Source organism: Kitasatospora sp. NPDC036755, assembly GCF_040636595.1.
Lineage (GTDB): Bacteria > Actinomycetota > Actinomycetes > Streptomycetales > Streptomycetaceae > Kitasatospora.
In genome coordinates this window covers 1-24414 of the sequence record NZ_JBEZUT010000115.1, presented here as the reverse complement: position 1 = coordinate 24414, position 24414 = coordinate 1, and the positions used below count along the sequence as shown (strand labels likewise).

Sequence of the window (24414 nt, the reverse complement as noted above, 5' to 3'; positions counted from 1 at the left end):
ACCACCGCACAGGACTGGTGGACGACCTACTACGGCGGGCAGGGCTTCTACACCTCCGCCCGACGGTCTGGGGACTCAACGCTCGCCTCCGCGGCCGCCGCCGGTATAGAGCGGCCGGACCGGCCGACCGCTCCCGCCCGGGTAGCAGGCACGGCCGGACCGCACCGGCCGACCGGGATGGTGAGCGGTCCACCGAACCGGCCCGTCTGGCCCAAGTACGGTGGAACGGCTGGTCGGCGTGCTTGGCATGTGCGTCCTCCTCGCTCGATCCGGTGGCCCCGGTCCGCCCGGGACCCCGTGGACGGCGGCTTCCTGGCAGCGGGCGCAGTGGCCGCACTGCCGCAGGGAAGCCGAGATGTGAGCCTAGAAGAACCGTTCGGTTTCCTGCGAGGTGGCCCTGTTCCCAGCGTGCCGATATCGGGCCCCGCTTCGGAGGTTGCCCGTCCGCATTCGGCGCGGGCGCTCGGCGCGCGGGCCTGGATCGGCGCGCGGACGCGGTCGCCGGATCGCGCCCATCTCCACCATGGACCCGCCGCCCGAGTTCGGCAGCGCAAACGGCCAAGGCACGGCTTTTCCACGCCGGATGGGTGACAGCCGCTCAGCATGCGATACGAACCGGGAGCACGCGGCGGCTCAGGGAAGCTCGGTCAGGCACCGGCCCCGACTCCACGGGAAAGTCCGGGGAACGCCCGTGTGAACACCGGAGGGTGCCGTGCCCCGATGTGCCCCTCCGAGCCCCGGCGCGCCTCGACTGCCGCCCTCGGGTGGGAGCGGGCCCTACCCGAGGAGCGCAGCGACCGCACCCGGGGCGCAGCGGGCCGGCGTCTGGGCCTCGGGCATGGCCGTCTCCGTCGTCCGCGCTCAGCCGGCGTCGCCCACCAACCCCGCGTCGCGCGCGAGCAGCGCCGCCTGGACCCGGTTGCCGACTCCGAGCCCGCTCAGGATCCGGCTGACGTGCGCCTTGACGGTGCTCTCCCGCATCCCGAGCACGCCGGCGATCTCGGCGTTCGAGAGCCCGTCGGCCAGTTCGCGCAGCACGTCCGTCTCCCGTGGGGTGAGCCCGGCGACCCGGCTGCGGGCGGCCACCGACCGGGGCGCCCCGACGCGGTGGTAGCGCTCGATCAGCCGCCGCGCGGCCGCCGGGTGCAGCATCCCCTGACCGCCCGCGACGACGTGGACGGCCCTGGCGATCTCCGTGGGAGGGGTGTCCTTCAGCAGGAAGCCGTCCGCCCCGGCCGCGAGTGCCTGGTACACGTACTCGTCCAGGTCGAAGGTGGTGAGGGCGATGACCCGCGGACCGTCGGGGAGTTCGCGCAGCCGGCGGGTGGCGGCGATCCCGTCGAGCCGGGGCATCCGGATGTCCATCAGTGCGACGTCGATGCGGTGGCGGCCGGCGAGTTCGACGGCCTGCAGCCCGTCGGCAGCCTCGGCCACCACGGTGAGCGCCGGGTCCTGGGCGAGCAGGTCGACCAGGCCGAGGCGGACCAGTGCGTCGTCGTCGACCACCATTGTTCGGATCATGCGGTGTCCTTCGGCTGCGGCTTCGGTTCTTGCTCCGGGAGCTTCGACGGCTTCCGTTCCTTCGTCACCCACGGCTGCTTCGGTCGCGTCGACGGCTCCGGCCGGTACACCCCCGGCGCCCCCAGCGCTCCTTCTGCCTCTTGTATCCCCTGTGTCCCTTGTCTCCCCCGCACCCCGTCCTGCGGCTGCCATGTTCCTCCCGGCCGGCGGTCCGGCGCGGGTAACCGGGCGGAGAGCCGGAAGCCGCCGCCACCGTCCGGACCGGCGTCGAGGTGGCCACCGAGGGCATCGACCCGTTCGGCCAGCCCCACCAGCCCGTACCCGCCGCCGCTGTCCGGCCCGTCCGGCAACGCGGTGCCCGGGCCGTTGCGGACCTCCACCGTCGTCGCCGGCGCACCGTAGCCGACGCGGACGGTGACGGGGGCGGTGTGTGCGTACTTGCGGGCGTTCGTCAGCGCCTCCTGGACCAGTCGGTGCACGGCCAGCCGGTGGGTGGTCGGAACGGTCTCCGGGTCTCCCGAGAGGGCGAGTTCGACCCGCTGACCGGCCTGGGTCGCCTCGCCGACGAGCTCGGTGAGGTCCCGTAGGGCGGGCGCCGGGACGGACCCGGCTCCGGCGGGCACGGACGGCTCGGCTCCCGCGGCGGGCGGGTCCGGCGGCTCGGCCCGCAAGGCGCCCAGGACGTCGCGCAGGTCGTCGAGCGAGCGGGCCGCGGTGGTGCGCAGCAGCTCGAGGCGGTGGGTGAGCCGGTCGGGATCGGCGGCGACGGTGCCGGCCCTGGCCTGGTCGCGCAGCACGCCGGCGTGCAGCACCAGGAGGCTGAGCCGGTGGGCCAACACGTCGTGCATCTCCCGGGCGACCCTGGCGCGTTCGGCGGCCCGGGCCTGTTCGGCGCGCAGCTCCCGCTCGCGGCGCAGCGCGTCGACCTGCTCGTGCAGGGTGCGGATCAGCACCCTTCTGCCGTGCAGCCAGAGCCCGACCGCCAGGGTGGCCGCCTGGACCAGGAGTTGCGACCCGGTGGTGCCCGCCCAGTCGACCAGCGAGTCCGCACCCGCCGCGCTCACCACGGCGATGACGGCGCCGCCGGCCGTCGCCGGACCGGTCCGGCCGAGGTAGGCGAGGTGGAAGACGCTGAACAGGCCGGGGAAGGCCCGGTTGAACAGCCCTCCGATGAGCACCGGCAGCACCGCCGAGGCCACCGGGTGGCGGCGGGCGAGGAAGAGTGAGAGCGACGCGAGCGCGGCGACGATCGTGCGCGGCACGCGCCACGGACCGTCGTGGCGCACCCACTGGACCAGGGCCTCCTCGACGGCCAGTCCGAGCAGGCCGAGCAGCAGCAACGTGTCCGTCCCGGCCCGGCGGTCCGGCCCGTACCAACCGAGCACGCTCCTGCGCATGCGTTCCTCCTTCCCCGCTCTTCTCGGTCCCTGCCCGTTCGCCGTCGGTTGCTTCGGGCTCGATGCTAGGGGCGCTCGGCCGCGGGCCGCCTCTGTCTTCCGGCTATCCGCACCCTCGACTTTCGTCAGGGGTCGGCGCCGCTGAGCGGCCGATTCGCGGCCGCTCCGCCCTGCCTAGCGTCGACGGCATGACCGACGAGAGGCACCACCGCCACCCTGACTCCCCTTCAGCCCGGTACGGTTCGCCCGTCGGCGGGGACCACCTGCTGTTCCTCGCCGAGGCCCTGCGCACCTTCCACGACACCGGCGCTCTGGCCCCCAGCGGTCCGGAGCTGGTGAACGCGCTGGTGGTGCCGGTCACCAGCCGCCCGAACCGTCCGATCTCGGTGCTGGAGGTCGGCGCCGGCACCGGCGTGGTGACCCGCCGGCTGGCCCGGGTGCTCCGGACCGGCGACCGCTTGCACGTCGTCGAGGCCAACCCGCGGTTCGCCGAACGGCTTCGGGAGGACCCGGTCCTCGCCGCGCGCCACCCGGGGGTCGGGCTGCGGTTGTCGGCCTGCCGGGTCGAGGAGCTGCCGGAGTGTCGCCCACCGGCGCCGGAAGGGGCCCTGCCGGAAGGGGCTCTGCCGGAGGGGTCCGCGCAGCGGTACGACGTGATCGTGTCCGGGTTGCCGTTCACCAACTTCGAGCCCCCGCAGGTGCGCGACCTCCTCGACCTCTACCTGCGGCTGCTGGCGCCGGGCGGCGAGCTGACGTACTTCGGGTACCTCGGCACGACGACCGCGCGCACCCTCACCGCCGGCCCCCGGCGGGGCGCCCGCCACCGGTCGGTGGTGCGGCTGCTGCGGCGGTTCGAGGAGGCGTACGGGCTCGGCGAGCGCACGGTGTGGCGCAACATGCCGCCGGCCCGCGCCCACCTGCTGCGGGCGCCGGGCGGGCGCGAGACCTGGACGCCGGCCGGGAACCCGGCCGTCGAGCCGGCGGGCGGGGCGGCCCCGGTCGCTCGATGATGGACCGGGGCCGGGCCCGGCTCCGACTCTCCGGCAGTGAGGAGCCGCGATGACCGTCTCGGTACGTGACGTGGAAGCCCAGAACCGCTTCGAGGCCTGGGAGGACGGAAAGCCGGTGGGCTTCGCCGAGTACCTGCGCAGCGACCGGCTGGTGGTCTACCCGCACACCGTGGTCGAGCCCGCCTTCGAGGGCCGGGGCGTCGGCAGCGCGCTGGCCCGCGCCGCCCTGGACGACGCCCGCGCCCGCGGCCTGTCCGTGCTGGCCACCTGCCCCTTCATCAAGGGCTGGATGCTCCGCCACCCCGAGTACACCGACCTCGCGTACGAGAACCGCAGCCAGGTCGCCGACTGAGCGCCCGCCGGGCCGGCTCCGCGCCCGGCCCGGCCCGACACCCGGCAGGCCCCGCGCCAGCGCCCGTACCCGCGCCCGTAGCTGCGCCCGCGCCCGCGCCTGCACCTGTCCGAACAAATGACAATCGACAGATTTCAACTTTCAGATAACAGCCGACAGCGAACAGATTTTGAAATCTGTTCGCTGTCGTGCCACAGTGGCACTCGGGTCACCCTGCCCCTGTCTCCCGGCAAGGGGCACCTACTGCCCTTGGAGTACCCGTGTCCACGCACACCCGCCCCGCCCGGCGCACCCTGGGCACCACCGGGCCGGTCACCTCTGCCCTCGGCCTCGGCTGCATGGGCATGTCCGACCTGTACGGCCCGGCCGACGAGGCCGAGAGCATCGCCACCATCCACGCCGCGCTCGACGCCGGGATCACCCTCCTCGACACCGGCGACTTCTACGGCATGGGCCACAACGAGCTGCTGATCCACGAGGCACTGCGCGGCCGCGACCGCGAGAGCGTGCAGATCAGCGTGAAGTTCGGCGCCCAGCGCACCCCCGACGGCCAGTGGCTCGGCTACGACGCGAGCCCCGCCGCCACCAAGACCGCGCTCGCCTACACCCTGCGCCGCCTGCGCACCGACCACGTCGACGTGTACCGCCCGGCCCGTCTGGACCCGGACGTCCCGATCGAGGAGACCGTCGGCGCCATCGCCGACCTGGTGAAGGCCGGCCACGTCCGCCACATCGGGCTCTCCGAGGTCAGCGCCGACACCATGCGCCGGGCCGCCGCGGTCCACCCGATCAGCGACCTCCAGATCGAGTACTCGCTGCTGTCCCGCTCGATCGAGGCCTCCGTCCTGCCCACCGCCCGTGAGCTCGGCATCGGCGTCACCGCGTACGGCGTGCTCTCCCGCGGCCTGCTCAGCGGCCACTGGGGTCGGGACCGCGCCCTCACCGGCACCGACCTCCGCGGCCACAGCCCGCGCTTCCAGGGCGAGAACCTGGACCACAACCTGGCGCTGGTAGAGGCCCTGCGCGGGATCGCCACGGCCCGGGGCGCGACCGTCGCCCAGGTCGCCATCGCCTGGGTCGCCTCGCGCGGGCAGGACGTCGTCCCGCTGGTCGGCGCCCGCCGCCGGGACCGTCTGGCCGAGGCCCTCGGCGCACTCGACGTCACGCTGACCGAGGCCGATCTCGCCGCCGTCGAGGCCGCCGTTCCCGCCGGCTCCGCCGCCGGTGACCGGTACGCTGCCGCACAGATGGCCCACCTGGACAGCGAGCACTGACCGCACCACCGGCGCCATCGCCGCACGACCCGACCGCACGACCTAAGGACGGACCTCCCCGTGACCACGGACACCACACTCACCGCCGAGCAGATCCTGATCGCGGCGGAGGACGTCCTCCGGCGGTTCGGCCCGGCCAAGGCCACCGTCGTGGACGTCGCACGCATCCTCGGGGTCAGCCACAGCAGCGTCTACCGCCACTTCCCCAGCAAGGCCGCGCTGCGCGAGGCCGTCACCCAGCGCTGGCTCGACCAGGCGCACTACGAGCTGGCGGAGATCTCCAACGAGGGCAGCCCGGCCGCCGACCGGCTGCACCGCTGGCTGAGGACGCTGTTCGCGGCCAAGCGGAAGAAGGCACTGGACGACCCGGAGCTGTTCGCCACCTACATGGTGCTGGTCGAGGAGAACAGCGGCCTGGTGGACGCCCACGTCGACACCCTGGTCGGCCAGATCGCCCAGATCGTCCAGGACGGAATGGAGGGCAAGGGCGGCAAGGAGGCCAAGGACGGCAGGGAGTTCAGGCTCGCGCACATCCGCAACACCGCCCGCGCCGTCTTCGACGCCACCGGCCCGTTCCACGACCCGGCCTACGCGTCGACCTGGTCCACCCCCGGGATCGACGACCGGTTCGAGGCCGTCTGGAAGCTCGTCCTCGGCGGTCTGAAGGCGAAGTGACCACCGGCCGGTGACCGGGGCACTCGACGACCGGGGTGCTCGACGACCGGGGCTCCGGCGCGCCTGATGCCAGGCACGCCGGAGCCCGCCGGTCAGCGCCGGGTGGTGATGAAACGGAACACCTTGTAGGCGAGGAGCAGGACCATCGCGCCGCCGATCGCCGACACCCAGGTCGCGACATCGAGGAAGCCCAGCTTCACCGTCCCGTGCATCCAGTGCGAGACGATCCAGGTGCCGATGTAGGAGCCGGTGATGCCGATCAGCGTGCTGCCGATCAGGCCGCGTTCCCCCCGCGACATCGCCATCCTGGCCAGCGTCCCCGACACCAGGCCCAGCACGATCCACGCCATCCAGCTCATCCGCCGCCCCTTGCGTCATCGATGTGACGACCCTGCCGAGCCTCCGGGTCCGACCGGAAGGACGTACGAGGGCCCCGCACCGTTCCTGTGCCCGGCAGGACCGGTCCGAACCGGCCGTCCGCGCACTGCGGTCCGCGCGCTGCCGTCACCGGACGGCGGAGCACCCTCGCGGCGCGGCGGGCCGCCTCCCCGGCGGGCGTCCGGGCCTGGCCGGACGCCCCGGCCACCCCGAACGACCAGGTCAGCGGCGCGAGTTGCCGAACAGCAGCCGGTAGATGATCAGCAGCACCAGGGCACCGCCGATCGCGGACACCCAGGTCGCCGCGTCGAAGAAGTGCGCGGTGACCGAACGGTGCAGGAAGTGCGACGCGATCCAACCGCCGACGAAGGAACCGGCGATGCCGATCAGGGTGGTCACGATCAGGCCGCCCGGGTCCTTCCCCGGCAGCAACAGCTTGGCCAGCCCACCCGCGAGCAGGCCCAGTACGATCCACGCAACGATGCTCATCCGTCATCCCCTCCCGTCCGAGGCCCGACGGGCCCCGTCCCGTCCGCTCTGCCCGCAAGGACGCCGCCCGGCGCCGAACGGTTCCGCCCGCCGCTCCCCCGGTCCGGCCGACGGCGCCGGACCGCCCGCGCGGCCGCCGCGCGTGGCGCCCTTCCGGTGGGCGGCCGACGCCGAAATACTGCGGCCATGCGCATCCTGATCGCCACCGCCGGCTCCCGGGGGGACGTCGCCCCGTTCACCGGGCTCGGTGCCCGTCTGCAGGCAGCCGGGCATCAGGTGGCCGTCGCCACCCACGGCACCTTCGCCGAGTCGGTGCGGGCCGCCGGACTGGAGTTCCGGCCGCTGCCGGTCGATCCGCGCGCCGAACTCGCCTCCGCCCAGGGCCGACGCCTGCTACGGGCCGGCAGCGGACCGGCCTCCGTCCTCCAACTCCTACGACTCGGCCGGAGGTTCATGCCGGCACTCGGCGACGGCATCGCGGACGCCACGGCGCTCGGCACCGATCTGCTGCTGACCACCAGCACCACCACCGCGCTCGGCCAGGTCGCTGCCGAGGCCGCGGGCATCCCCAGCATCGGGCTCTACCTCCAACCCCTGGCTCCCACCCGGGAGTTCGCGCCCGCCGTCACCGGCTCCCGCCCGCTCGGCCGGGCCGGCAACCTGCTGGCGGGACACGCCGTCCAGGCCGCGACCGACCAGCTGTTCGTCCCTGCCGTCCGCCGGCTGCGCCGCCGGCTCGGCCTGTCGCCCCTCGGCATCTCCCGGGCCCGGCGCAGCTCTCCAGTCCTGCACGGTTTCTCACCGCTGGTGGTCCCCCGGCCCGCTGACTGGCACCCCCGGCTGGACGTGGCGGGCTACTGGTGGCCGACCGACCGGACGGCGTGGCAGCCCCCGGCCCGGCTGCTCGACTTCCTCGCCGCCGGGCCGCCGCCCGTCTTCGTCGGCTTCGGCAGCCTGGTCGTCCCCGACCCCGAGCGGCTCACCACGACCGTCCTCGCCGCCGCCCGCGCCGCCCGGGTGCGCCTCCTCCTCCAGTCGGGATGGAGCGAACTGGCCGCCGAGGACTCGGACTCCGTCCTGACCATCGGCGACACCCCGCACGACTGGCTCTTCCCCCGAACCGCCGCCGTGGTCCACCACGCGGGCGCCGGCACCACGGCCGCCGCCCTCCGCTCCGGCACCCCCGCCGTTCCCGTGCCGGCCCAACTCGACGCACCGTTCTGGTCCGCCCGGCTGGCACGACTCGGCGTCTCCCCGGGCCCCGTTTCCCTGCGCGCCCTCACTCCCGCCCGCCTCGCCACCGCCATCCTCCAGACCCTCGACGACCCCCGCTACCGCACCCGCGCCCAGGCCGTCGCCGCCGCCCTGGCCGCCGAGGACGGCACGGCGAAGGTCCTCGCCGCCGTGGACCGGGCGGCGGCAGCGGCCGGGTGACGGGGCGGGTGACGGGTGACGGGGCGGAAGGGTGACAGCCGACGGCGAGCAACGGACAGCGAACAACCGACGGCAGACAGATAACAGATAACAGATTTCGAAATCTGTCATCTGTCACCCGCCCTCCCGTCAGCCCTCCCTCTCCCCCTCCCCCTCCCCCTCCGCCCCCGCGCCCCTCCCGAACACCGCGCTCAGCCCCAGGTACACCACGGCCGCCGACGTCAGACCGACGGCCCAGCCGTAGTCGGCGAGCGGCTTGAGGGCGGGGATCAGGCCGTCCGCCGGGAACGGCCCCTGTTGCGCGCCGCCGGCGGCGACGGTCGAGTACGAGCCGCCGACGGCCAGTACGCCACCGACCAGCAGCGCCGCAACGGCCCGCCAGTTCCACCCCGCCGCGTACCAGTACGCGCCCCCGGGGCGGTAGAGCTCGGCGAGTCGGAGACGGGTGCGGCGCAGCACCCAGTAGTCGGAGATCAGCACCCCGCCGACCGTACCGAGCAGACCACCGACCACGCCCAGCCAGGTGTAGATGTACACGTGCGGATCGGAGATCAGCCGCCACGGGAAGATCACGATCCCGACCACCCCGGTGATCAACGCACCGGTCCGGAAGGTGACGAAGCGGGGCAGCAGGTTCGCGAGGTCGTACGCGGGCGAGACGACGTTGGCGGCGATGTTCACCGACAGCGTCGCCACCAGCACGGTCAGCAGCGCGAACAGGATGCCGACCGGGTTCTCCATCTTGGCGGCCAGCTGGATCGGATCCCACACCGGCACCCCGTAGACCGCCTCGGAGCCCGAGGTGACCAGCACGGACAGGAACGCGAAGAGCGTCATCGTGGTCGGCAGGCCCAGCGCCTGCCCGCGGATCTGGGCCCGCTGGCTGCCCCCGAAGCGGGTGAAGTCGGGGATGTTCAACGAGAGCGTGGACCAGAACCCGATCATGCCCATCAGGGCCGGGAAGAAGACCTGCCAGAAGCCGCTGCCCCACCCAAGCCTGGACGGCTGGTCGAGCAGCGGCCCGAGCCCGCCCGCCTTGACGGTGATCCACACCAGCAACGCGAGCGCACCGACGATGACGAACGGTGCCGCCCAGTTCTCGAACCGCCGCAGCGCCTCCATTCCCCGCGCGATGATGGCCATCTCGATCAGCCAGAACAGCAGGAACGAGAGCCACTGCGTCCACGGGTAGCCGCCGAACTCACCGGCCGTGCGCCAGGATTCGCCGAACAGCTTGCCCGCCAGCAGGAAGATGCCCTCCCCGCCGATCCAGGTCTGGATGCCGAACCAGGCGCAGGCCACCGCCGCCCGCAGCAGGGCGGGCAGATTGGCGCCGCGCAGCCCGAAGGAGGCACGGGCGAAGACCGGGAACGGGATGCCGTACCTGGTGCCGGCATGACCGGTGAGCAGCATCGGGACCAGCACGACGAGGTTGGCGAGCGCGATCGTCAGCACCGCCTGCTTCCAGTCCATGCCGAGCGTGACCAGACCCGAAGCCAGCGTCCAGGACGGGATGTTGTGGGCCATGCCGACCCAGAGGGCGAGGAAGTTGTACGTGGTCCAGGTGCGTCGCGCCACCGGGACCGGCCGCAGGTCGTCGCTCGTGAAGCCGTTGGGGGGCAGTTCCCCGGCGGCCGGGTCGAGTTCGACCCGGCCGTCGGGGTGGTACCACTGTCTGCCGCCGCTGGTCGCGGTGTCGGGCATGGGCAACTCCCGTCCGCCGCGAGCGGATCCCGCGGCTGAGCTCAGGTCGGTTTCGCCGACACAGGTTTCACAGGCGCGGGTGTCACAGGCGCGGGTTTCACAGGCACGGGTGTCACAGGTGCGGGATGACGTCCGTCCCGTACGCGTCGATGGTGGACTCGATGGCGTCGTGCATGGCGTAGACGGCGAACTGGTCGACGCCGAGCGAGCGGAGCTCCGCGAGCCGGTTCCGCTGGACCTCCGCCGGTCCGATCAGGCAGAAGCGGTCGACGATCCCGTCCGGGACGAAGGCCGTGTCCGGGTTGCCGGCCCGCCCGTGGTGGCTGTAGTCGTAGCCTTGGCGGTCCTTGATGTAGTCGGTGAGCGCCTCCGGCACCAGGTTCGAGTGCTCACCGTAGTGGCTGACCAGGTCGGCCACGTGGTTGCCGACCATCCCTCCGAACCAGCGGCACTGCTCCCGGGCGTGGGCGAGCGCCTCGGGCGAGTCGTCGGCGGTGACGTAGGCCGGGGCGGCGACGCAGATCGTGACGGACTCCGGGTCCCGGCCGGCCTCGACGGCGGCGGACCGCACCGCCTTGACCATGAACTCGGTGAGGTAGGGGTCGGCCAACTGCAGGATGAATCCGTCGGCCTGACGTCCGGTCAGGTTCAACGCCTTGGGGCCGTAGGCCCCCATCCAGATCGGCAGGGAGGCGCCGGCCCGGACCCACGGCAGGCGCATCTCGGTGCCGTCCACCTCGGCGGTGCGCCCCTCGGCCAACTCCTTGATGGCGTACATGGCTTCGGAGAGCCGGGCGAGGGTGGCGGGGCGCCGTCCGGCGACCCTCATCGCCGAGTCGCCGCGGCCGATGCCGCAGACGCTCCGGTTGCCGTACATGTCGTTGAGCGTGGCGAACGTGGAGGCGGTCACCTCCCAGGTGCGGGTGGAGGGGTTGGTGACCATCGGCCCCACGGTCATCCGCTCGGTCTCGGCGAGGATCCGGCTGTAGACGACGAAGGGCTCCTGCCACAGCACGCAGGAGTCGAAGGTCCAGCCGTGGCTGAACCCGGCCCGTTCGGCGCGGATCATCCGGTCGATGAGCAGCCGGGCGGGCGGGTCGGTCTGGAGGACGAGGCCGATGTCCATGAGGGGCTCCAGGTAGGGGATTTGTACGCCGCGACCCGGTCGCCGGTCGGCACGGAGCGGCGGGCACCGCGAGCGGTGCCCGGGCAGCGACCGGGCGGCGACCGAACCACGACCGCGTGACCACCGAGCGAAAGGCGAGCGGAGGACGAACGGCGACCGGGCGGCGGCAGGCGGACGGCGATGAGCGGAGGGTGCGTGCAGCGGGAGGAGGGTCAGACCAGGTACTGGCAGGTGTCCCGGCGTAGGAAGGTCCCGTGGCCGGCCCGGCCGAGCCAGTGGCCGTCGTCCAGCACGACGGTGCCACGCGACATCACCGTCCGTGCCCGGCCGGTGAGTCGGCGGCCCTCGTAGGCCGAGTAGTCCACGTTCATGTGGTGGGTCGCGGCGGAGACGGTCTGCACCGCGGCCGGATCGTAGACCACCAGGTCGGCGTCGGCGCCCGGCGCGATGGTGCCCTTGCGCGGGTGCAGGCCGAACATCCGGGCCGGCGTGGTGCAGGCGATCTCGACCCAGCGGCGTCTGCTGATGTGCCCGTCCACCACGGCCTGGTGGAGCAGGTCCATCCGGTTCTCCACGCCCGGCAGGCCGTTGGGGATCTTCGAGAAGTCGCCCCGGCCCAGCTCCTTCTGGCCGACGAAGCAGAACGGGCAGTGGTCGGTGGAGACGACCTGGAGGTCGTTGGTCCGCAGCCCGCGCCAGAGCGCCTCCTGGTGCTCGCGCGGCCTGAGCGGCGTGCTGCACACGTACTTGGCGCCCTCGAAGCCGTCGGCGCCCTCCTCGGCGAGGTTGTCGGTGGAGAGGAAGAGGTACTGCGGGCAGGTCTCGCCGAAGACGTTGAGGCCGGCGTCCCGGGCCCGGGTGAGTTCCGCGAGCGCGGCGGCCGCGGAGACGTGCACCACGTAGAGCGGGCTGCCGGCCACCTGGGCGAGCTTGATCGCCCGGTGGGTGGCCTCGGCCTCCAGCAGTTCGCGGCGGACCTCGCCGTGGTAGCGGGGCGCGGTCCGGCCGGCGGCGAGCGCCTGTTCGACCAGGACGTCGATGGCGATGCCGTTCTCCGCGTGCATCATGATCAGCCCGCCGTTGGCGGCGCCGCGCTGCATGGCCCGCAGGATGCGGCCGTCGTCGCTGTAGAAGACGCCGGGGTAGGCCATGAAGAGCTTGAAGGAGGTGGACTCGCCGGAGTCCACGAGGGCGTCCATCTCCTTCAGCACGGCGTCGTTGACGTCGGAGACGATGGTGTGGAAGGCGTAGTCGACGGCGCAGTTGCCCTCGGCCTTGGCGTGCCACGCGTCCAGTCCCTCGCGCAGCGAGCCGCCGACCGGCTGGACGGCGAAGTCCACGATGGTGGTGGTGCCGCCCCAGGCGGCGGCCCGGGTGCCGGTCTCGAAGGTGTCGGAGGCCGCGGTGCCGCCGAACGGCAGCTCCATGTGGGTGTGGGCGTCGACGCCGCCCGGGATGACGTAGTGGCCGGTGGCGTCGATGACGGTGTCGGCGGTCCAGGCCTCGGCGGCGGAGCTGCCGGTGGCGGCGAGGGCGGCGACGCGCTCGCCCTCGATCAGGACGTCGGCGTGGAGTTCCTCGGTGGCGGTGATGACGAGGCCGCCGCGGACGACGGTGCGCCGGTGCGGGTCGCGGGTGGCACTCACCTCGCTGGTGGTCATCTCGCTGCTCCTCACGCCTCGGCGAGCGGTCCGTAGGCGTCGGGGCGGCGGTCGCGGTAGAACGCCCACTGCTGGCGGACATCTTCGATCAGGCCGAGGTCGAGGTCGCGGACGACGAGCTCCTCCTCCTTGTCGGAGGCGACGTCGCCGACGAACTGGCCGCGCGGGTCCACGAAGTAGGAGGTGCCGTAGAAGTCGTTGTCGCCGTACTCCTCGGTGCCGACGCGGTTGATCGCGGCGACGAAGTACTCGTTGGCGACGGCGGCCGCGGGCTGTTCGAGCTGCCAGAGGTAGCCGGACAGTCCGCGGCTGGTCGCGGAGGGGTTGTAGACGATCTGCGCGCCGGCCAGGCCCAGGGCGCGCCAGCCCTCGGGGAAGTGGCGGTCGTAGCAGATGTAGACGCCGACCTTGCCGACGGCGGTGTCGAACACGGGCCAGCCGAGGTTTCCGGGCTTGAAGTAGTACTTCTCCCAGAAGCCCTTGACCTGCGGGATGTGGTGCTTGCGGTACTTGCCGAGGTAGCTGCCGTCGGCGTCGATGACGGCGGCGGTGTTGTAGTAGACGCCGGTCTGCTCCTCCTCGTAGACCGGGACGACCATCACCAGTCCGAGTTCGCGGGCGAGGTCCCGCATCCGGCGCACGGTCGGGCCGTCGGGGACGGCCTCGGCCCAGCGGTAGTGCTCGGCCTCCTGGACCTGACAGAAGTACGGGGAGTTGAAGACCTCCTGGAAGCCGATGATCTTCGCTCCCTGGGCGGCGGCCTCTCGGGCGTACCGCTCGTGGAGGGCGATCATGCTCTCCTGGTCACCGGTCCAGCGGGTCTGGACGAGCGCGGCACGGACGATCTGCGACATGGGTACCTCCGCAACTCCGCGGCCCGGCCTGGCGGTCGGACCCGCGGTCTGAGGGTTGACGGGGCGGGTCTCGTCTGCGGGTCCGCTCGGGGAACCGCAGAGTCTACGTGCGTAGAAAGCGATCTTTAGACGGTAGGGCCGGCCTCGGTGGCCTGACAATACGTCGGCGGAAACACGTCTCGGGCGATCTCGTTGCGCGGACACGCGGGCGGCCCCGGGTTGCGGTCCCGGGGCGCGGTCCTTGGGGCGAGGTCCCCGGGTGGGATGAGAAGCTGATCTACCCCGGGAGTCGCTCTCTTACGCGTTCGGGGTGAAAGCGGGCGCCCTGGACGCGCACCCGACGGTCACCCCGACGGGCGCCCGCCGCCGTCGACCCGGCTTGACTTCCTCCGGTTCGCTCGGGAAGGATCCGGCGCATGGACTCCGGCGCCACTCTGGTTTGCCGCCTGCACGTCGATCTGCGACGCCAGGCGAGTTCCATCTGTGCCTGTTGACCTTGATCTCCCCCGCCGGTCCCGCCCTGTGACGTCTGCCAGGGCCCAGGCCGCGCACCCGTACCCGCAGTCCTGATCCCGCCCCCGCCCCGGCGCACCCGCGCGTGCCGGGCCGCTCCGCCGGCCCGCGCCCGTCCGCCGCCGGACACCGGGCGCTTCCACCGACGTTCCCGCCGCACCCGAGGACGCCCTCATGAGCCCGAGCCCGAGCATCAGCCCCGACACGGCCACCACAGCCACCGGCACCGCCACCGCCACCGCCACCGGCAGCGACGCGGTGAGGCCGGCGAGCGCCCCCGAGCCACCACCGACGCCACCCGCCGGGGACACTCCGGCGCCGCTCACCCCGAGCACCCTGCGGACCATCGTCCGCGAGCTGGCCGAGCGGCCCGAACAGTGGATCCACCACGTCCGCCTCTCCACCGAGGAGCGCTGGTACCGTCGCCTGGCCGCGGACGAGGACCACGAGGTGTGGCTGATCAGCTGGCTGCCCGGTCAGTCCACCGGCTTCCACGACCACGGCGGCTCGCGCGGCGCCTTCACCGTCGCCCTCGGCGAGTTGGAGGAGCTGTCCCTCGGCGGGCCCGAGCAGGGCCTGCTGATCCGCCGGGTGCCGGCCGGCACCACCCGCGCCTTCGGCCCCGAGTACGTGCACGACGTGCGCAACACCGCCGTCGGCCCCGCCGTCACGCTGCACGCCTACTCGCCGCCGCTGAGTTCGATGGCGCACTACGACCTGCGGGCCGGCGGGCTCGTCCGCACCTCCGAGGAAGGACCGGAACAGTGGTGACCACGATCGACGACCTGGTGGAGCGGGCCCGGGAGGGCGTCCACCGACCGCGAGCCCGCGAGGCCTACCAGTCCCAGGTGGACGGAGCGCTGCTGGTGGACATCCGTCCGGCGGCGCAGCGGGCCGCCGAGGGGGAGATCCCCGGCTCACTGATCATCGAGCGCAACGTGCTGGAGTGGAGGCTCGATCCGACGGGCAGTCACCGGATCCCCGAGGCCTCGGGCTACGACGTCGAGGTGATCGTGGTCTGCTCCGAGGGCTACGCCTCCAGCCTGGCCGCCGCTTCCCTGCGCGAGCTCGGACTTCACCGGGCGACCGATCTGGACGGCGGTTTCGTCGCCTGGGCGGCCTCCGGTCTGCCGACCCGTCAGGGCGGCTGAGACCACAGTCGCACCGCGTGCCGGGGCGGTAAATCAAGGACAGGAGATGATGCAGGTCATAGTCTGATCAGAGTTTCCGCCGGTCCAAAGCTGGGCAGCCACGCGGGCGGAAGTACGCCCGGGCGCTTGAAACCGCCGCCATCGAACGACCCGACCGAACGACCGAACGACCCAGGCGCCGCCTCCCCGGGGCGCCCTGACGAGGAAACTCCACGTGATCAGATTCGAGGGCGCGGGAAAGCGCCACCCCGACGGCACCGTCGCGGTCGAGGGCCTGGACCTGGAGGTCCCGACCGGTCGGATAACCGTCCTGGTCGGACCCTCCGGCTGCGGAAAGACCACCCTGCTGCGCATGGTCAACCGGATGGTCGAGCCCACCTCGGGCCGGGTCCTGCTGGACGACACCGACGTCGCGGACCTGGAACCCGCCAAGCTGCGCCGCGGCATCGGGTACGTGATCCAGCAGGCCGGACTCTTCCCGCACCGCAAGGTGATCGACAACATCGCCACCGTCCCCTACCTGCTCGGCTGGGACCGCAAGAAGGCCCGCGCCCGCGCCGCCGAACTGCTCGAACTGGTCGGGCTCGCGCCCGAGACCGCCAAGCGGTACCCGTTCCAGCTGTCCGGCGGCCAGCAGCAGCGGGTCGGCGTGGCGCGCGCGCTGGCCGCCGACCCGCCGGTCCTGCTGATGGACGAGCCGTTCAGCGCCGTCGACCCGGTGGTGCGGGCCGGGCTCCAGGAGGAACTGCTGCGGCTCCAGTCCGAGCTGCACAAGACCGTGCTGTTCGTCACCCACGACATCGAGGAGGCCGTCCGGCTCGGCGACCAGGTGGTGGTGCTCCGCGAGCACGGCCGGATCGCCCAGCTGGCCGACCCGCACACCCTGCTCACCACGCCCGCCGACGAGGACGTGGCCGCCTTCCTCGGGCGCGACCGGGGCCTTCGGGGCCTCGGCCTGCGCCCCGCGAGCACCGTCACGCTCCGCCCGGTGGCCGACGGACTCCGTTACGGGGGCTGGGAGTTGGCCGTGGACGACGATCGGCGCCCGATCGGCTGGATCGACCGCGACGCCGTCACCGCCGAACTGCAGCCGGCGGCCGGATTCCGTCCGGACGCCGACACCCTGCGCACCGCCCTGGACGCCGCCGTGCTCTCCCCCTCCGGGGTCGCGGTCGCGCTGGACGCCGACGGCCGGGTCACCGGCACCGCGAGCCGCGAGGCCGTCCTCGCCGCACTGCGGCCCGACGGCTGGAGCGGAGCCGCCGGTACCAGCGGTACCACCGGCATCACGGGCACGAGCGGCACCAAGGGCTTGGGCGGCACCGGCACCACCGGCAGCACCGGCGGCACCGACGGAACGAGCGGCACGGACGAAACGGGCGGCACCGACGGAACGAGCGACACGGACGGAGCCGACGGTGGACGATGAACCGATCGTCCGCTGGTACTGGATCGGCGACCACCTCGGCTACCTCGGCAACCTGCTCGCCGACCACGCCCTGATCGCCCTCGTCCCCGTGCTCATCGGCCTGCTGCTGGCCGTCCCGCTCGGCCTCGCCTGCGCCCGCTATCCCCGGCTCTACCAGCCGCTCTCCGCCGTGTTCAACATCGTCTACGCGCTGCCCTCGCTGGCCGTGTTCGTGGTACTGATCCCGTACACCGGCCTCGCCACCCAGGCGACCGTGATGATTCCGCTCACGTTCTACGCCCTCGCCGTACTGCTGCCGACCACCGTGGACGGGCTGCGCGCCGTCCCGGACGCCGTCCGGCAGGCCGCCACCGCGATGGGGTACGGGCCGTGGCACCGGCTGGCCTCGGTCGAGCTGCCCGCCGCCGTGCCGTACCTGATCGCCGGGCTGCGGGTGGCGGCGGTGTCCAGCATCTCGCTGGCCAGCGTCGGCGCGCTGGTCGGCCGCGGCGGGCTCGGCTACCTGTTCGTCGACGGCTTCCAGCGCACCTTCCCGACCCCGATCGTGGCCGGCATCGTGCTGATCGCCGTCCTCGCACTGGCCGTCGACGTGGTGCTGGTGGCCGCCCGGCGGCTGCTGGCGCCCTGGGCCGTCCGGGAGAAGGGGGCCGGTTCGTGAACTGGTGGAACTGGCTGAGCGACTTCTTCACCTCCCCGGAGCACCGCAGCGGGCCGGACTCGATCGTGCACCGGGTCTCCGAGCACCTGCTGTTCTCCGGCGAGGCCCTGCTGTTCGCGGCGCTGCTGGCCGTGCCGCTCGGGCTGCTGATCGGCTACACCGGGCGCGGCGTCACCGTGGTGACCGCGCTCGCGGGCGCGGCCCGCGCCCTGCCCACCCTCGGGCTGGTGACGCTGGCGGTGTTGCTCGCCGGGGTCGGCGACACCGCCGTACTGATCCCGCTGGTCGCGCTCGCCGCGCCGCCGCTGCTGGTGGCCGCAGTCGAGGGGGTGCGCGGCACCGACCCGGACGTCCGGGACGCCGCGCGCGGCATCGGGCTGACCCACCCCCAGGTGCTGCGGCAGGTCTGCCTGCCCTCGGCCGCACCGACCCTGCTCGCGGGTTTCCGCACCGCGACCGTGCAGGTGATCGCGACCGCCACGGTGGCGGCCTACGTCGGGCTGGGCGGCCTCGGCCGCTACGTCATCGACGGGCTGGCGACCCGCCAGTACGCCGTGACCGTGGGCGGCGCCCTGCTGGTGGTGCTGCTCGCGGTCGCCGCCCAGCTGTTCTTCGCTCTGCTCGCCCGGTTCGCGCTCCCGCCCGGGGTGCGCGCCCAGCAGCGGCCCCACTGACCCGTCTCCCCTCCCGTTCCGTTCCGGAAGGAAATCTGTCACCATGTCGACAATCAACCGAAGCCGTCGCGTCGTCGTGCTCGGCACCCTCGCCGCGCTCGCCCTCGGCGCCACCGCCTGCGGCTCCTCCGGCGGCAACCCGCTGGACGGGGGTGCGAGCGCCTCGGCCCCGGCGGGCGGCGCGGGCGGCTCCGGATCGACCGTGGTGGTCGGCTCGGCGAACTTCCCGGAGAACGTCCTGCTGGGGTCGATCTACTCGCAGGCGCTCAAGGCCAAGGGCGTCAAGGTCCAGGAGAAGTTCAACATCGGCAGCCGCGAGGTGCTCTACGGGCAGTTGCAGAGCGGCAACCTGACCGTCCTGCCGGAGTACAACGGCTCGCTGCTCGCCTACCTGGACGCCAAGTCCACCGCCGTCACCACCCAGGACGTCGACGCGGCGCTCGCCAAGACGCTGCCCGCCCCGCTGGGCATCCTCGACTCCTCCCCGGCCGAGGACAAGGACTCGCTCAGCGTCACCCAGGAGACCTCCGACAAGGACAACATCAAGAGCATCGCGGACCTCGCCGCCAAGGCCGGCGAGTTCACCATCGGCGGGCCGCCGGAGTTCAAGAGCCGCCGCGAGCAGCAGCTCAAGGACGTCTACGGGCTGACCTTCAAGGAGTGGAAGCCCACCGGCGACGCCACCGCGAACGCGCTCAAGGACGGCAGCATCCAGGTCGGCAACGTGTTCACCACCGACCCGAAGATCGCCCAGTACAAGCTCGTCCCGCTGGCCGACCCGAAGAACATCTTCGGTGCCCAGAACGTCACCCCCCTGGTGTACAAGGCGGGCGTGGACGCGACCGCGACGGCGGCGCTCAACGCCGTGTCGGCCAAGCTCGACACGGCCGGGCTGATGGCGCTGATGAAGCGGGTGTCGGTGGACAAGGAGGACCCGTCGGCGGTCGCCAAGGACTGGCTGAAGTCCAACGGCCTCGGCTGACCTGCGGCCCGGCTCGGCGACGCGGCCCGGCTCGGCTCGGCGGCGCGGCTCGGCGACTCGGCGCGGCCCGGCTCGGCGGCTCGGAGGAAGCTCCTCCGGGCCGCCGTCCGCCGTTTCCGACCCCTCTTCGGGCCCTCGTCGGATCCTCTTCCGGCCGCCGGAGGGGCCTTCCCTTTCGCGCCGCGAACATGACAGTCTTGGGCGCCATGCGCACTCGACTCCTCGCCGCCACCCTCACGGCACTCGCCGCGGTGAGCCTCGCTGCCTGCTCCAGCTCCGGATCGGGCTCGGGCAAGGCCACCTCCGCGGCCGGCTCCCCCGCCTCCTCCTCCACGGCCGCCACCGCGGCTCCCTCCGGCGCCGCCACCACGCCCGCGGCACCGGCGCCGGACTCGGCCGCGCCGACCGCCGCCCCCACGGCCGACGGTGCCACCGACGCCCCTGCCCCCGACGCCGGCACCCCGGGAGCCCCCGCACCGGCCAAGCCCGCCCCGCCCGCCGACGCCGGGCTGCCGGCCAAACCGGGGAGCGACCTGACGGCCAAGCTGGTCTCCGCGCTGGACGCGATCGACCCGGCCATCGTCGGCGGCAAGCCGGACCAAGCCGTGGATCGGGCCCGCAACCAGTGCCAGTCGATCTACCAGTTCCCCAAGGACAAGCAGAAGTTGGCCGAGCTGGCCGACCAGCGCTTCACCTCGGCCGACCACCCGAAGGGCTTCGGACCGGACACCGCCGCGAAGATCAACGAGGCGCTGCTCGCCACACTCTGCCCGCCGTCCCGCTGATCCCTCCCGCGGGCCCACAGGCCCGCCGACCCGGCCCGCTCGTTCGCAGGCCCGCCGACCCGGCCCGCGGATCGACGGATCGACGGATCGACGGATCGACGGATCGACGGCACCATGAACTGCCCGGTGTCCTGAGCGCCGGGCCGCCGTGGCCGCGCCCCTTTCCGGGTGCGCGGCCACGGTCTTCTCGTTTCCGGCGCCCACCCCGACGGGGCCCGCGCGCCGCCCCGCCCTCCTCCGCCGGCCACGCGCCCCTTCCACCAGCGGGCCGTATGCTGACGAACTGTTAGGTCTCTTGACAGACCAGTGGTCTAGTCCAAACATAAGCATGTCGATCCGACCGGGATGCACTGTGGGGGTGTGACCACCGGCGGCTGAGGCACTGCCCTGCCATGTTCCGATCCACCCCCGCTCCGTACGGCGCGCGCATCCGCACGCCGCCCGCGTCCACGCGAGTCGGTGGGCCTTCGCACGCCCGCACTCCCGATATCCGACCCGGTCCCGGGTCCCCGGCCGACCCCACACGGCCGCCTGCCCGGACCGGCCGAAGATCCCCAACGTCCTGCCCCACCAAGTCTGTTGGAGAATCCATGCGCCTCCGCCGAACAGTCCAGGCCGTCTTGACGGCCTGCGCCACGCTGGCCGCCTCGGCCGGTCTGGTCGCCGCCGGGACGAGCTCCGCCCAGGCCGCCACCCCGCTTCCCAGCCGGGTCTTCGCCCCTTACTTCGAGTCCTGGACCGGTCAGAGCCCGGCCCAGCTCGCCGCGCAGTCCGGCGCCAAGCACCTGACCATGGCGTTCCTCCAGGCCGCCACGAAGGGCTCCTGCACGCCGTACTGGAACGGCGACTCCTCGAAGCCGGTGTCCTCCTCCGCCTTCGGCGCCGACATCGCGACGATCCGCGCCAACGGCGGGGACGTCATCCCGTCCTTCGGCGGCTACACCGCCGACAACACCGGCACCGAGATCGCCGACAGCTGCACCGATGTCAACCAGATCGCGGCCGCGTTCCAGAACGTGATCACCACCTACGACGTCAGCCGGATCGACCTCGACATCGAGGACAACTCCCTGACCAACACCGCCGGGATCGACCGCCGCAACAAGGCGATCAAGATCGTGCAGGACTGGGCCGCCGCCAACGGGCGGAACATCCAGTTCTCCTACACGCTGCCCACCACCACCTCCGGGCTGGCCAGCAGCGGGCTCGCGGTGCTGAAGAACGCGGTCAGCAACAACGCGCGGATCGACGTCGTCAACATGATGACCTTCGACTACTACGACAACGCCGCCCACGACATGGCGGCCGACACCCAGACCTCCGCGCAGGGCCTCTACAACCAGCTCGCCAAGCTCTACCCGTCCAAGACCCCGGCCCAGCTGTGGGGTTCGATCGGGATCACCGAGATGATCGGTGTCGACGACTTCGGCCCGGCCGAGACGTTCACCGTGGCCAACGCCACCACCGTGTACAACTGGGCGGTCTCCAAGGGCATCAACACGCTTTCCTTCTGGGCGCTCCAGCGCGACAACGGCGGCTGCCCGGGCACGGCCGGCAACGACAACTGCTCCGGGATCGCCCAGAACACCTGGGACTTCACCCACATCTTCTCGCCGTTCACCAGCGGCTCGACGGTGAACAACGACTTCTCGGTGTCGGTCAGCCCCAACTCCGCCACGGTCGCGGCCGGTTCGTCCACCTCGGCCACCGTCGCGACGGCCGTGACGGCGGGCTCGGCGCAGAGCGTCAACCTCACGGTCAGCGGCGCCCCGGCCGGCGTCACCGCCACCGTCACCCCCGGCAGCGTCACCGCCGGCAGCAGCGCCACGCTCAACATCTCCACCACCTCCTCGGTGGCGCCCGGGAGTTACCCGATCACCGTCACCGGCGCGGCGGCCTCCGGCAGTCACACCAGCACCTTCACGCTGAACGTCACCGGCACCCAGCCCGGCAACGACTTCTCGGTCGCCGTGAACCCGACCTCCGGCACGGTCGCGGTCGGCGCGTCCACCTCCGCCACCATCACGACGGCGGTCACCGCGGGCTCGGCGCAGAACCTCAACTTCTCGGTCATCAGCGTCCCGACCGTCGGCATCAACGCCACCGTCACCCCCGGCAGCGTCACCGCCGGCAACAGCGCCACGCTCAACATCAGCGCCACCTCGGCCGCGACTCCCGGTACCTACCAGCTGGGCATCCAGGCCACCGGGGCCTCCGGCAGCCACATCGCGTCCTACACGCTGACCGTCACCGGGAGCGGACCGACGACCGGCCTGGTCAACGGTGACCTGGAGAGCGGCAGCCTCGCCCCGTGGACCTGCCAGAGCGGCGGCGCCGTGGTCTCCACCCCGGTCCACGCCGGCAGCAAGGCCCTCCAGGCCGCGGCCACCGCCAGCCAGACCGGCGAGTGCGCGCAGACCGTCACGCTGAAGCCCAACACCAGCTACACCCTGAGCGGTTGGGTGCAGGGCAACTACGCCTACGTCGGTGTCAGCGGCGGCGCCACGGCCAGCGCCTGGACCAGCTCCTCCGGCTGGACCAAGCTGTCCGTCCCCTTCACCACCGGCGCCAACGGCACCGTCTCCGTGTACCTGCACGGCTGGTACGGCCAGGGCAACGTGTACGGGGACGACTTCTCCATCGCCTGATTCCGCCTCGGGCGACGACTGACGCCTGACGGCTGACGACCGGCGCCTGACGGCTGACGGCTGACGGCTGACGGCTGACGGCTGACGAACAACGGATGACAGCTGACAGATGATGAAATCTGTCAGCTGTCATCCGTCTTCTGTCCGCTGTCGGACGCCCGCCGTCAGATGCCCGCCATCCGCATCCGCTCCGGCCGGCACAGCGCCAGGTACGCCACCGTCGCCAGCACTCCGCAGACCAGGACCACCAGCGCCAGCAGCACCGCCGACGGCTGACCACCGAGGCTGCTCAGCGGCGCGACCACCGCGCCGCACAGGAAGTTGCCCGTCCCGAGCAACGCCGACGCCGTACCCGCCACCTGCGGCTCGACCAGACCGAGTGCCTGGGCGGCGGTGTTCGGCAGCAGCACGCCCAGGCTGCCCATCATCACGAACAGCGGCGGGCAGAACCCGGCCAGCCCGAAGTCCCACACCGTCGTCAGCAGCACCAGCGCCACCCCGGCGGCGACCGCCGCCGCGAGGCTGCCCAGCATCAGCGACCGCTGCGTGAAACGCGGCGCCAGCAGCCGCCCGTTCACCTGGGTCATCACCACGATCGAGAACGAGTTCAGCCCGAACAGCAGGCTGTAGGTCTGCGGCGAGACCTGGTACACGTGCTGGAGCACCGTCGAGGACCCGCTGATGTAGCCGAACAGCGCCCCGAACGCGAGGGAGCTGGTCAGCGCCAACCCCAGGAACGGCAGGTTGCGCAGCAGCCGCCCCATCGTCCGCAGGGCCGCGCCCACCCCGCCGCGGTCCCTGGTCTCCGGCGGCAGCGTCTCGCGCAGCACCCCGAACGAGACCAGGGTGAGCAGCAGTCCGAGCGCCGTGAGGACGCCGAAGGTCCCGCGCCACGAGGTGAACCGCATCAGCTGCGCGCCGACGATCGGGGCGAGGATCGGCGCCAACCCGGATATCAGGGCGATCGAGGCGAGGAAGCGCAGCAGCGCGACGCCCTGGAAGCGGTCCCGGGAGACGGCGCGTCCGATCACCAGCCCGGCGGAGCCGGCCGCGCCCTGGACGAACCGGGCGGCGATCAGCACGGTCAGGTTCGGCGCGAAGACGCACACCACGCTCGACAGGGTGTAGAGGACGAGCCCCGCGAGCAGCGGCGGGCGGCGCCCGTAGCGGTCACTGAGCGGGCCGAAGAGCAGCTGCCCGGCCGCGACCCCGAACATCGAGAACGTCAGGGTGAGCTGGACGGCGGCCGGCTGGGCGACCAGGTCCTCGGCGATCGCGGGCAGACCCGGCAGGTAGAGGTCGGTGGTGAGCGGGCCGAGCGCGGTGAGGCCGCCGAGGGCGGCGATCACGGCCCAGCCGGGACGGGCCCGACCGGCGGCGGGTGCGGCAACGGATCCGGGGGCGGGTGCGGCGACGGATCCGGGGGCGGCTGTGGGGGCGGCAGCGGTCGACGTGTCGCTGGTGCGGCCGACGGTCGGGCCGGGCATGGTTCTCCTCGCGGGCGGGTGACGTGGGGTTCGTTCGCGCTCCGTCCTATCGCAGCACGGCGCGGTTCCGACAGCGGGGGTACGTGCTGTCCGGTCGTGCGCGCGCGTCCGGGCGGCTCGCGCACCGCCACCATGGGTGTCCGGCCCGCCCGACGCAAGACACTTTCGTCACACTGTGTCACTAGATATGACACAGTGTAGCTTCGCGCTTC

The 24414-nt window shown here is 72.6% G+C and carries 23 protein-coding genes; 14 read left to right on the top strand and 9 right to left on the bottom strand.

The features are described from left to right. Positions 1-861: 861 nt before the first annotated feature. Positions 862-1521 carry a response regulator transcription factor gene (locus AB0E96_RS19030; RefSeq protein ID WP_359824908.1) on the bottom strand — a complete coding sequence of 220 codons (660 nt, stop codon included), beginning with the start codon at positions 1519-1521 and terminating at the stop codon, positions 862-864. After that, positions 1518-2918 carry a histidine kinase gene (locus tag AB0E96_RS19025; RefSeq protein WP_359824906.1) on the bottom strand — a complete coding sequence of 467 codons (1401 nt, stop codon included), beginning with the start codon at positions 2916-2918 and terminating at the stop codon, positions 1518-1520. The genes AB0E96_RS19030 and AB0E96_RS19025 overlap by 4 nt, the downstream gene beginning before the upstream one ends. Before the next feature lie 188 nt (positions 2919-3106). Between AB0E96_RS19025 and AB0E96_RS19020 the strand changes: the two genes are divergently transcribed. The 4 genes from AB0E96_RS19020 (at position 3107) to AB0E96_RS19005 (ending at position 6229) form a co-directional block, all read left to right on the top strand. Further along, positions 3107-3928: a hypothetical protein gene (locus AB0E96_RS19020; RefSeq protein WP_359824903.1), complete on the top strand. Its 822-nt coding sequence runs from the start codon at positions 3107-3109 to the stop codon at positions 3926-3928. A gap of 49 nt (positions 3929-3977) precedes the next feature. Further along, a complete protein-coding gene (locus tag AB0E96_RS19015) occupies positions 3978-4280 on the top strand; it encodes a GNAT family N-acetyltransferase (protein WP_359824901.1) in 303 nt (100 codons plus the stop codon). Positions 4281-4540: 260 nt separating this feature from the next. After that, complete coding sequence (locus AB0E96_RS19010; protein ID WP_359824899.1) at positions 4541-5554, top strand: aldo/keto reductase; 1014 nt, start codon at positions 4541-4543, stop codon at positions 5552-5554. A gap of 60 nt (positions 5555-5614) precedes the next feature. Then, positions 5615-6229 carry a TetR/AcrR family transcriptional regulator gene (locus AB0E96_RS19005; RefSeq protein WP_359824897.1) on the top strand — a complete coding sequence of 205 codons (615 nt, stop codon included), beginning with the start codon at positions 5615-5617 and terminating at the stop codon, positions 6227-6229. Positions 6230-6321: 92 nt separating this feature from the next. Here the strand turns inward: AB0E96_RS19005 and AB0E96_RS19000 are convergent, their stop codons facing one another. Continuing rightward, positions 6322-6588, bottom strand: a complete 267-nt coding sequence (locus AB0E96_RS19000; protein ID WP_359824896.1) for a GlsB/YeaQ/YmgE family stress response membrane protein — start codon at positions 6586-6588, stop codon at positions 6322-6324. A gap of 241 nt (positions 6589-6829) precedes the next feature. Further along, complete coding sequence (locus tag AB0E96_RS18995; protein WP_359824894.1) at positions 6830-7096, bottom strand: GlsB/YeaQ/YmgE family stress response membrane protein; 267 nt, start codon at positions 7094-7096, stop codon at positions 6830-6832. Between the two features lie 186 nt (positions 7097-7282). Here AB0E96_RS18995 and AB0E96_RS18990 point away from each other — a divergent pair, with 186 nt between their 5' ends. Continuing rightward, a complete protein-coding gene (locus tag AB0E96_RS18990) occupies positions 7283-8530 on the top strand; it encodes a glycosyltransferase (protein WP_359824891.1) in 1248 nt (415 codons plus the stop codon). Positions 8531-8659: 129 nt separating this feature from the next. Here AB0E96_RS18990 and AB0E96_RS18985 read toward each other — a convergent pair whose 3' ends face one another. From AB0E96_RS18985 to AB0E96_RS18970, 4 genes are all read right to left on the bottom strand, one after another. Further along, the gene (locus AB0E96_RS18985) at positions 8660-10234 is read right to left on the bottom strand and encodes an NCS1 family nucleobase:cation symporter-1 (protein WP_359824889.1); all 1575 of its coding nucleotides are present in this window, start codon (positions 10232-10234) and stop codon (positions 8660-8662) included. A 112-nt stretch (positions 10235-10346) separates the two neighbouring features. Continuing rightward, positions 10347-11360, bottom strand: a complete 1014-nt coding sequence (locus tag AB0E96_RS18980) for a TIGR03842 family LLM class F420-dependent oxidoreductase (protein WP_359824886.1) — start codon at positions 11358-11360, stop codon at positions 10347-10349. A gap of 212 nt (positions 11361-11572) precedes the next feature. Next, positions 11573-13021 carry a dihydropyrimidinase gene (hydA, locus tag AB0E96_RS18975; protein WP_359824883.1) on the bottom strand — a complete coding sequence of 483 codons (1449 nt, stop codon included), beginning with the start codon at positions 13019-13021 and terminating at the stop codon, positions 11573-11575. Between the two features lie 11 nt (positions 13022-13032). Next, complete coding sequence (locus AB0E96_RS18970; protein WP_359824881.1) at positions 13033-13875, bottom strand: nitrilase-related carbon-nitrogen hydrolase; 843 nt, start codon at positions 13873-13875, stop codon at positions 13033-13035. A 416-nt stretch (positions 13876-14291) separates the two neighbouring features. Between AB0E96_RS18970 and AB0E96_RS18965 the strand changes: the two genes are divergently transcribed. The 9 genes from AB0E96_RS18965 to AB0E96_RS18925 all read left to right on the top strand — a co-directional run bounded on the left by AB0E96_RS18965 (position 14292) and on the right by AB0E96_RS18925 (position 22715). After that, positions 14292-14369, top strand: coding sequence for a putative leader peptide (locus AB0E96_RS18965; RefSeq protein ID WP_107086570.1), 78 nt, complete (start codon positions 14292-14294; stop codon positions 14367-14369). A gap of 193 nt (positions 14370-14562) precedes the next feature. Continuing rightward, positions 14563-15159: a cysteine dioxygenase family protein gene (locus tag AB0E96_RS18960; RefSeq protein WP_359824878.1), complete on the top strand. Its 597-nt coding sequence runs from the start codon at positions 14563-14565 to the stop codon at positions 15157-15159. After that, entirely contained in the window at positions 15153-15539 is a 387-nt protein-coding gene (locus tag AB0E96_RS18955; RefSeq protein ID WP_359824876.1) for a rhodanese-like domain-containing protein, read from the top strand. The genes AB0E96_RS18960 and AB0E96_RS18955 overlap by 7 nt, the downstream gene beginning before the upstream one ends. A gap of 214 nt (positions 15540-15753) precedes the next feature. Next, on the top strand, positions 15754-16968 hold the full coding sequence (locus tag AB0E96_RS18950) for an ATP-binding cassette domain-containing protein (RefSeq protein WP_359824874.1): 1215 nt from the start codon (positions 15754-15756) through the stop codon (positions 16966-16968). Then, positions 16958-17626, top strand: coding sequence for an ABC transporter permease (locus AB0E96_RS18945; RefSeq protein WP_359824872.1), 669 nt, complete (start codon positions 16958-16960; stop codon positions 17624-17626). The genes AB0E96_RS18950 and AB0E96_RS18945 overlap by 11 nt, the downstream gene beginning before the upstream one ends. After that, positions 17623-18300, top strand: coding sequence for an ABC transporter permease subunit (locus AB0E96_RS18940; RefSeq protein ID WP_359824871.1), 678 nt, complete (start codon positions 17623-17625; stop codon positions 18298-18300). The genes AB0E96_RS18945 and AB0E96_RS18940 overlap by 4 nt, the downstream gene beginning before the upstream one ends. A 43-nt stretch (positions 18301-18343) precedes the next feature. Beyond that, positions 18344-19282, top strand: a complete 939-nt coding sequence (locus tag AB0E96_RS18935) for an ABC transporter substrate-binding protein (protein WP_359824868.1) — start codon at positions 18344-18346, stop codon at positions 19280-19282. Between the two features lie 206 nt (positions 19283-19488). Next, a complete protein-coding gene (locus tag AB0E96_RS18930) occupies positions 19489-20067 on the top strand; it encodes a hypothetical protein (protein ID WP_359824865.1) in 579 nt (192 codons plus the stop codon). 590 nt (positions 20068-20657) lie between these two features. Next, entirely contained in the window at positions 20658-22715 is a 2058-nt protein-coding gene (locus tag AB0E96_RS18925; protein ID WP_359824863.1) for a glycosyl hydrolase family 18 protein, read from the top strand. Between the two features lie 164 nt (positions 22716-22879). On the opposite strand, the gene AB0E96_RS18920 is transcribed toward AB0E96_RS18925, so the two are convergent. Continuing rightward, positions 22880-24202: a multidrug effflux MFS transporter gene (locus AB0E96_RS18920; protein WP_359824861.1), complete on the bottom strand. Its 1323-nt coding sequence runs from the start codon at positions 24200-24202 to the stop codon at positions 22880-22882. Between the last annotated feature and the right edge of the window lie 212 nt (positions 24203-24414).

What these genes read in the sequence shown, in the direction of transcription:
- AB0E96_RS18935 (WP_359824868.1), top strand. Translation starts at nt 18,344, where the DNA reads ATGTCGACAATCAACCGAAGCCGTCGCGTCGTCGTGCTCGGCACCCTC.
- AB0E96_RS18980 (WP_359824886.1), bottom strand. Translation starts at nt 11,360, where the DNA reads ATGGACATCGGCCTCGTCCTCCAGACCGACCCGCCCGCCCGGCTGCTC.
- AB0E96_RS18995 (WP_359824894.1), bottom strand. Translation starts at nt 7,096, where the DNA reads ATGAGCATCGTTGCGTGGATCGTACTGGGCCTGCTCGCGGGTGGGCTG.
- AB0E96_RS19025 (WP_359824906.1), bottom strand. Translation starts at nt 2,918, where the DNA reads ATGCGCAGGAGCGTGCTCGGTTGGTACGGGCCGGACCGCCGGGCCGGG.
- AB0E96_RS19020 (WP_359824903.1), top strand. Translation starts at nt 3,107, where the DNA reads ATGACCGACGAGAGGCACCACCGCCACCCTGACTCCCCTTCAGCCCGG.
- AB0E96_RS18970 (WP_359824881.1), bottom strand. Translation starts at nt 13,875, where the DNA reads ATGTCGCAGATCGTCCGTGCCGCGCTCGTCCAGACCCGCTGGACCGGT.
- AB0E96_RS19030 (WP_359824908.1), bottom strand. Translation starts at nt 1,521, where the DNA reads ATGATCCGAACAATGGTGGTCGACGACGACGCACTGGTCCGCCTCGGC.
- AB0E96_RS18920 (WP_359824861.1), bottom strand. Translation starts at nt 24,202, where the DNA reads ATGCCCGGCCCGACCGTCGGCCGCACCAGCGACACGTCGACCGCTGCC.
- AB0E96_RS18985 (WP_359824889.1), bottom strand. Translation starts at nt 10,234, where the DNA reads ATGCCCGACACCGCGACCAGCGGCGGCAGACAGTGGTACCACCCCGAC.
- AB0E96_RS19000 (WP_359824896.1), bottom strand. Translation starts at nt 6,588, where the DNA reads ATGAGCTGGATGGCGTGGATCGTGCTGGGCCTGGTGTCGGGGACGCTG.
- hydA (WP_359824883.1), bottom strand. Translation starts at nt 13,021, where the DNA reads ATGACCACCAGCGAGGTGAGTGCCACCCGCGACCCGCACCGGCGCACC.
- AB0E96_RS18965 (WP_107086570.1), top strand. Translation starts at nt 14,292, where the DNA reads ATGGACTCCGGCGCCACTCTGGTTTGCCGCCTGCACGTCGATCTGCGA.
- AB0E96_RS18960 (WP_359824878.1), top strand. Translation starts at nt 14,563, where the DNA reads ATGAGCCCGAGCCCGAGCATCAGCCCCGACACGGCCACCACAGCCACC.
- AB0E96_RS18990 (WP_359824891.1), top strand. Translation starts at nt 7,283, where the DNA reads ATGCGCATCCTGATCGCCACCGCCGGCTCCCGGGGGGACGTCGCCCCG.
- AB0E96_RS18930 (WP_359824865.1), top strand. Translation starts at nt 19,489, where the DNA reads ATGCGCACTCGACTCCTCGCCGCCACCCTCACGGCACTCGCCGCGGTG.
- AB0E96_RS18925 (WP_359824863.1), top strand. Translation starts at nt 20,658, where the DNA reads ATGCGCCTCCGCCGAACAGTCCAGGCCGTCTTGACGGCCTGCGCCACG.
- AB0E96_RS19015 (WP_359824901.1), top strand. Translation starts at nt 3,978, where the DNA reads ATGACCGTCTCGGTACGTGACGTGGAAGCCCAGAACCGCTTCGAGGCC.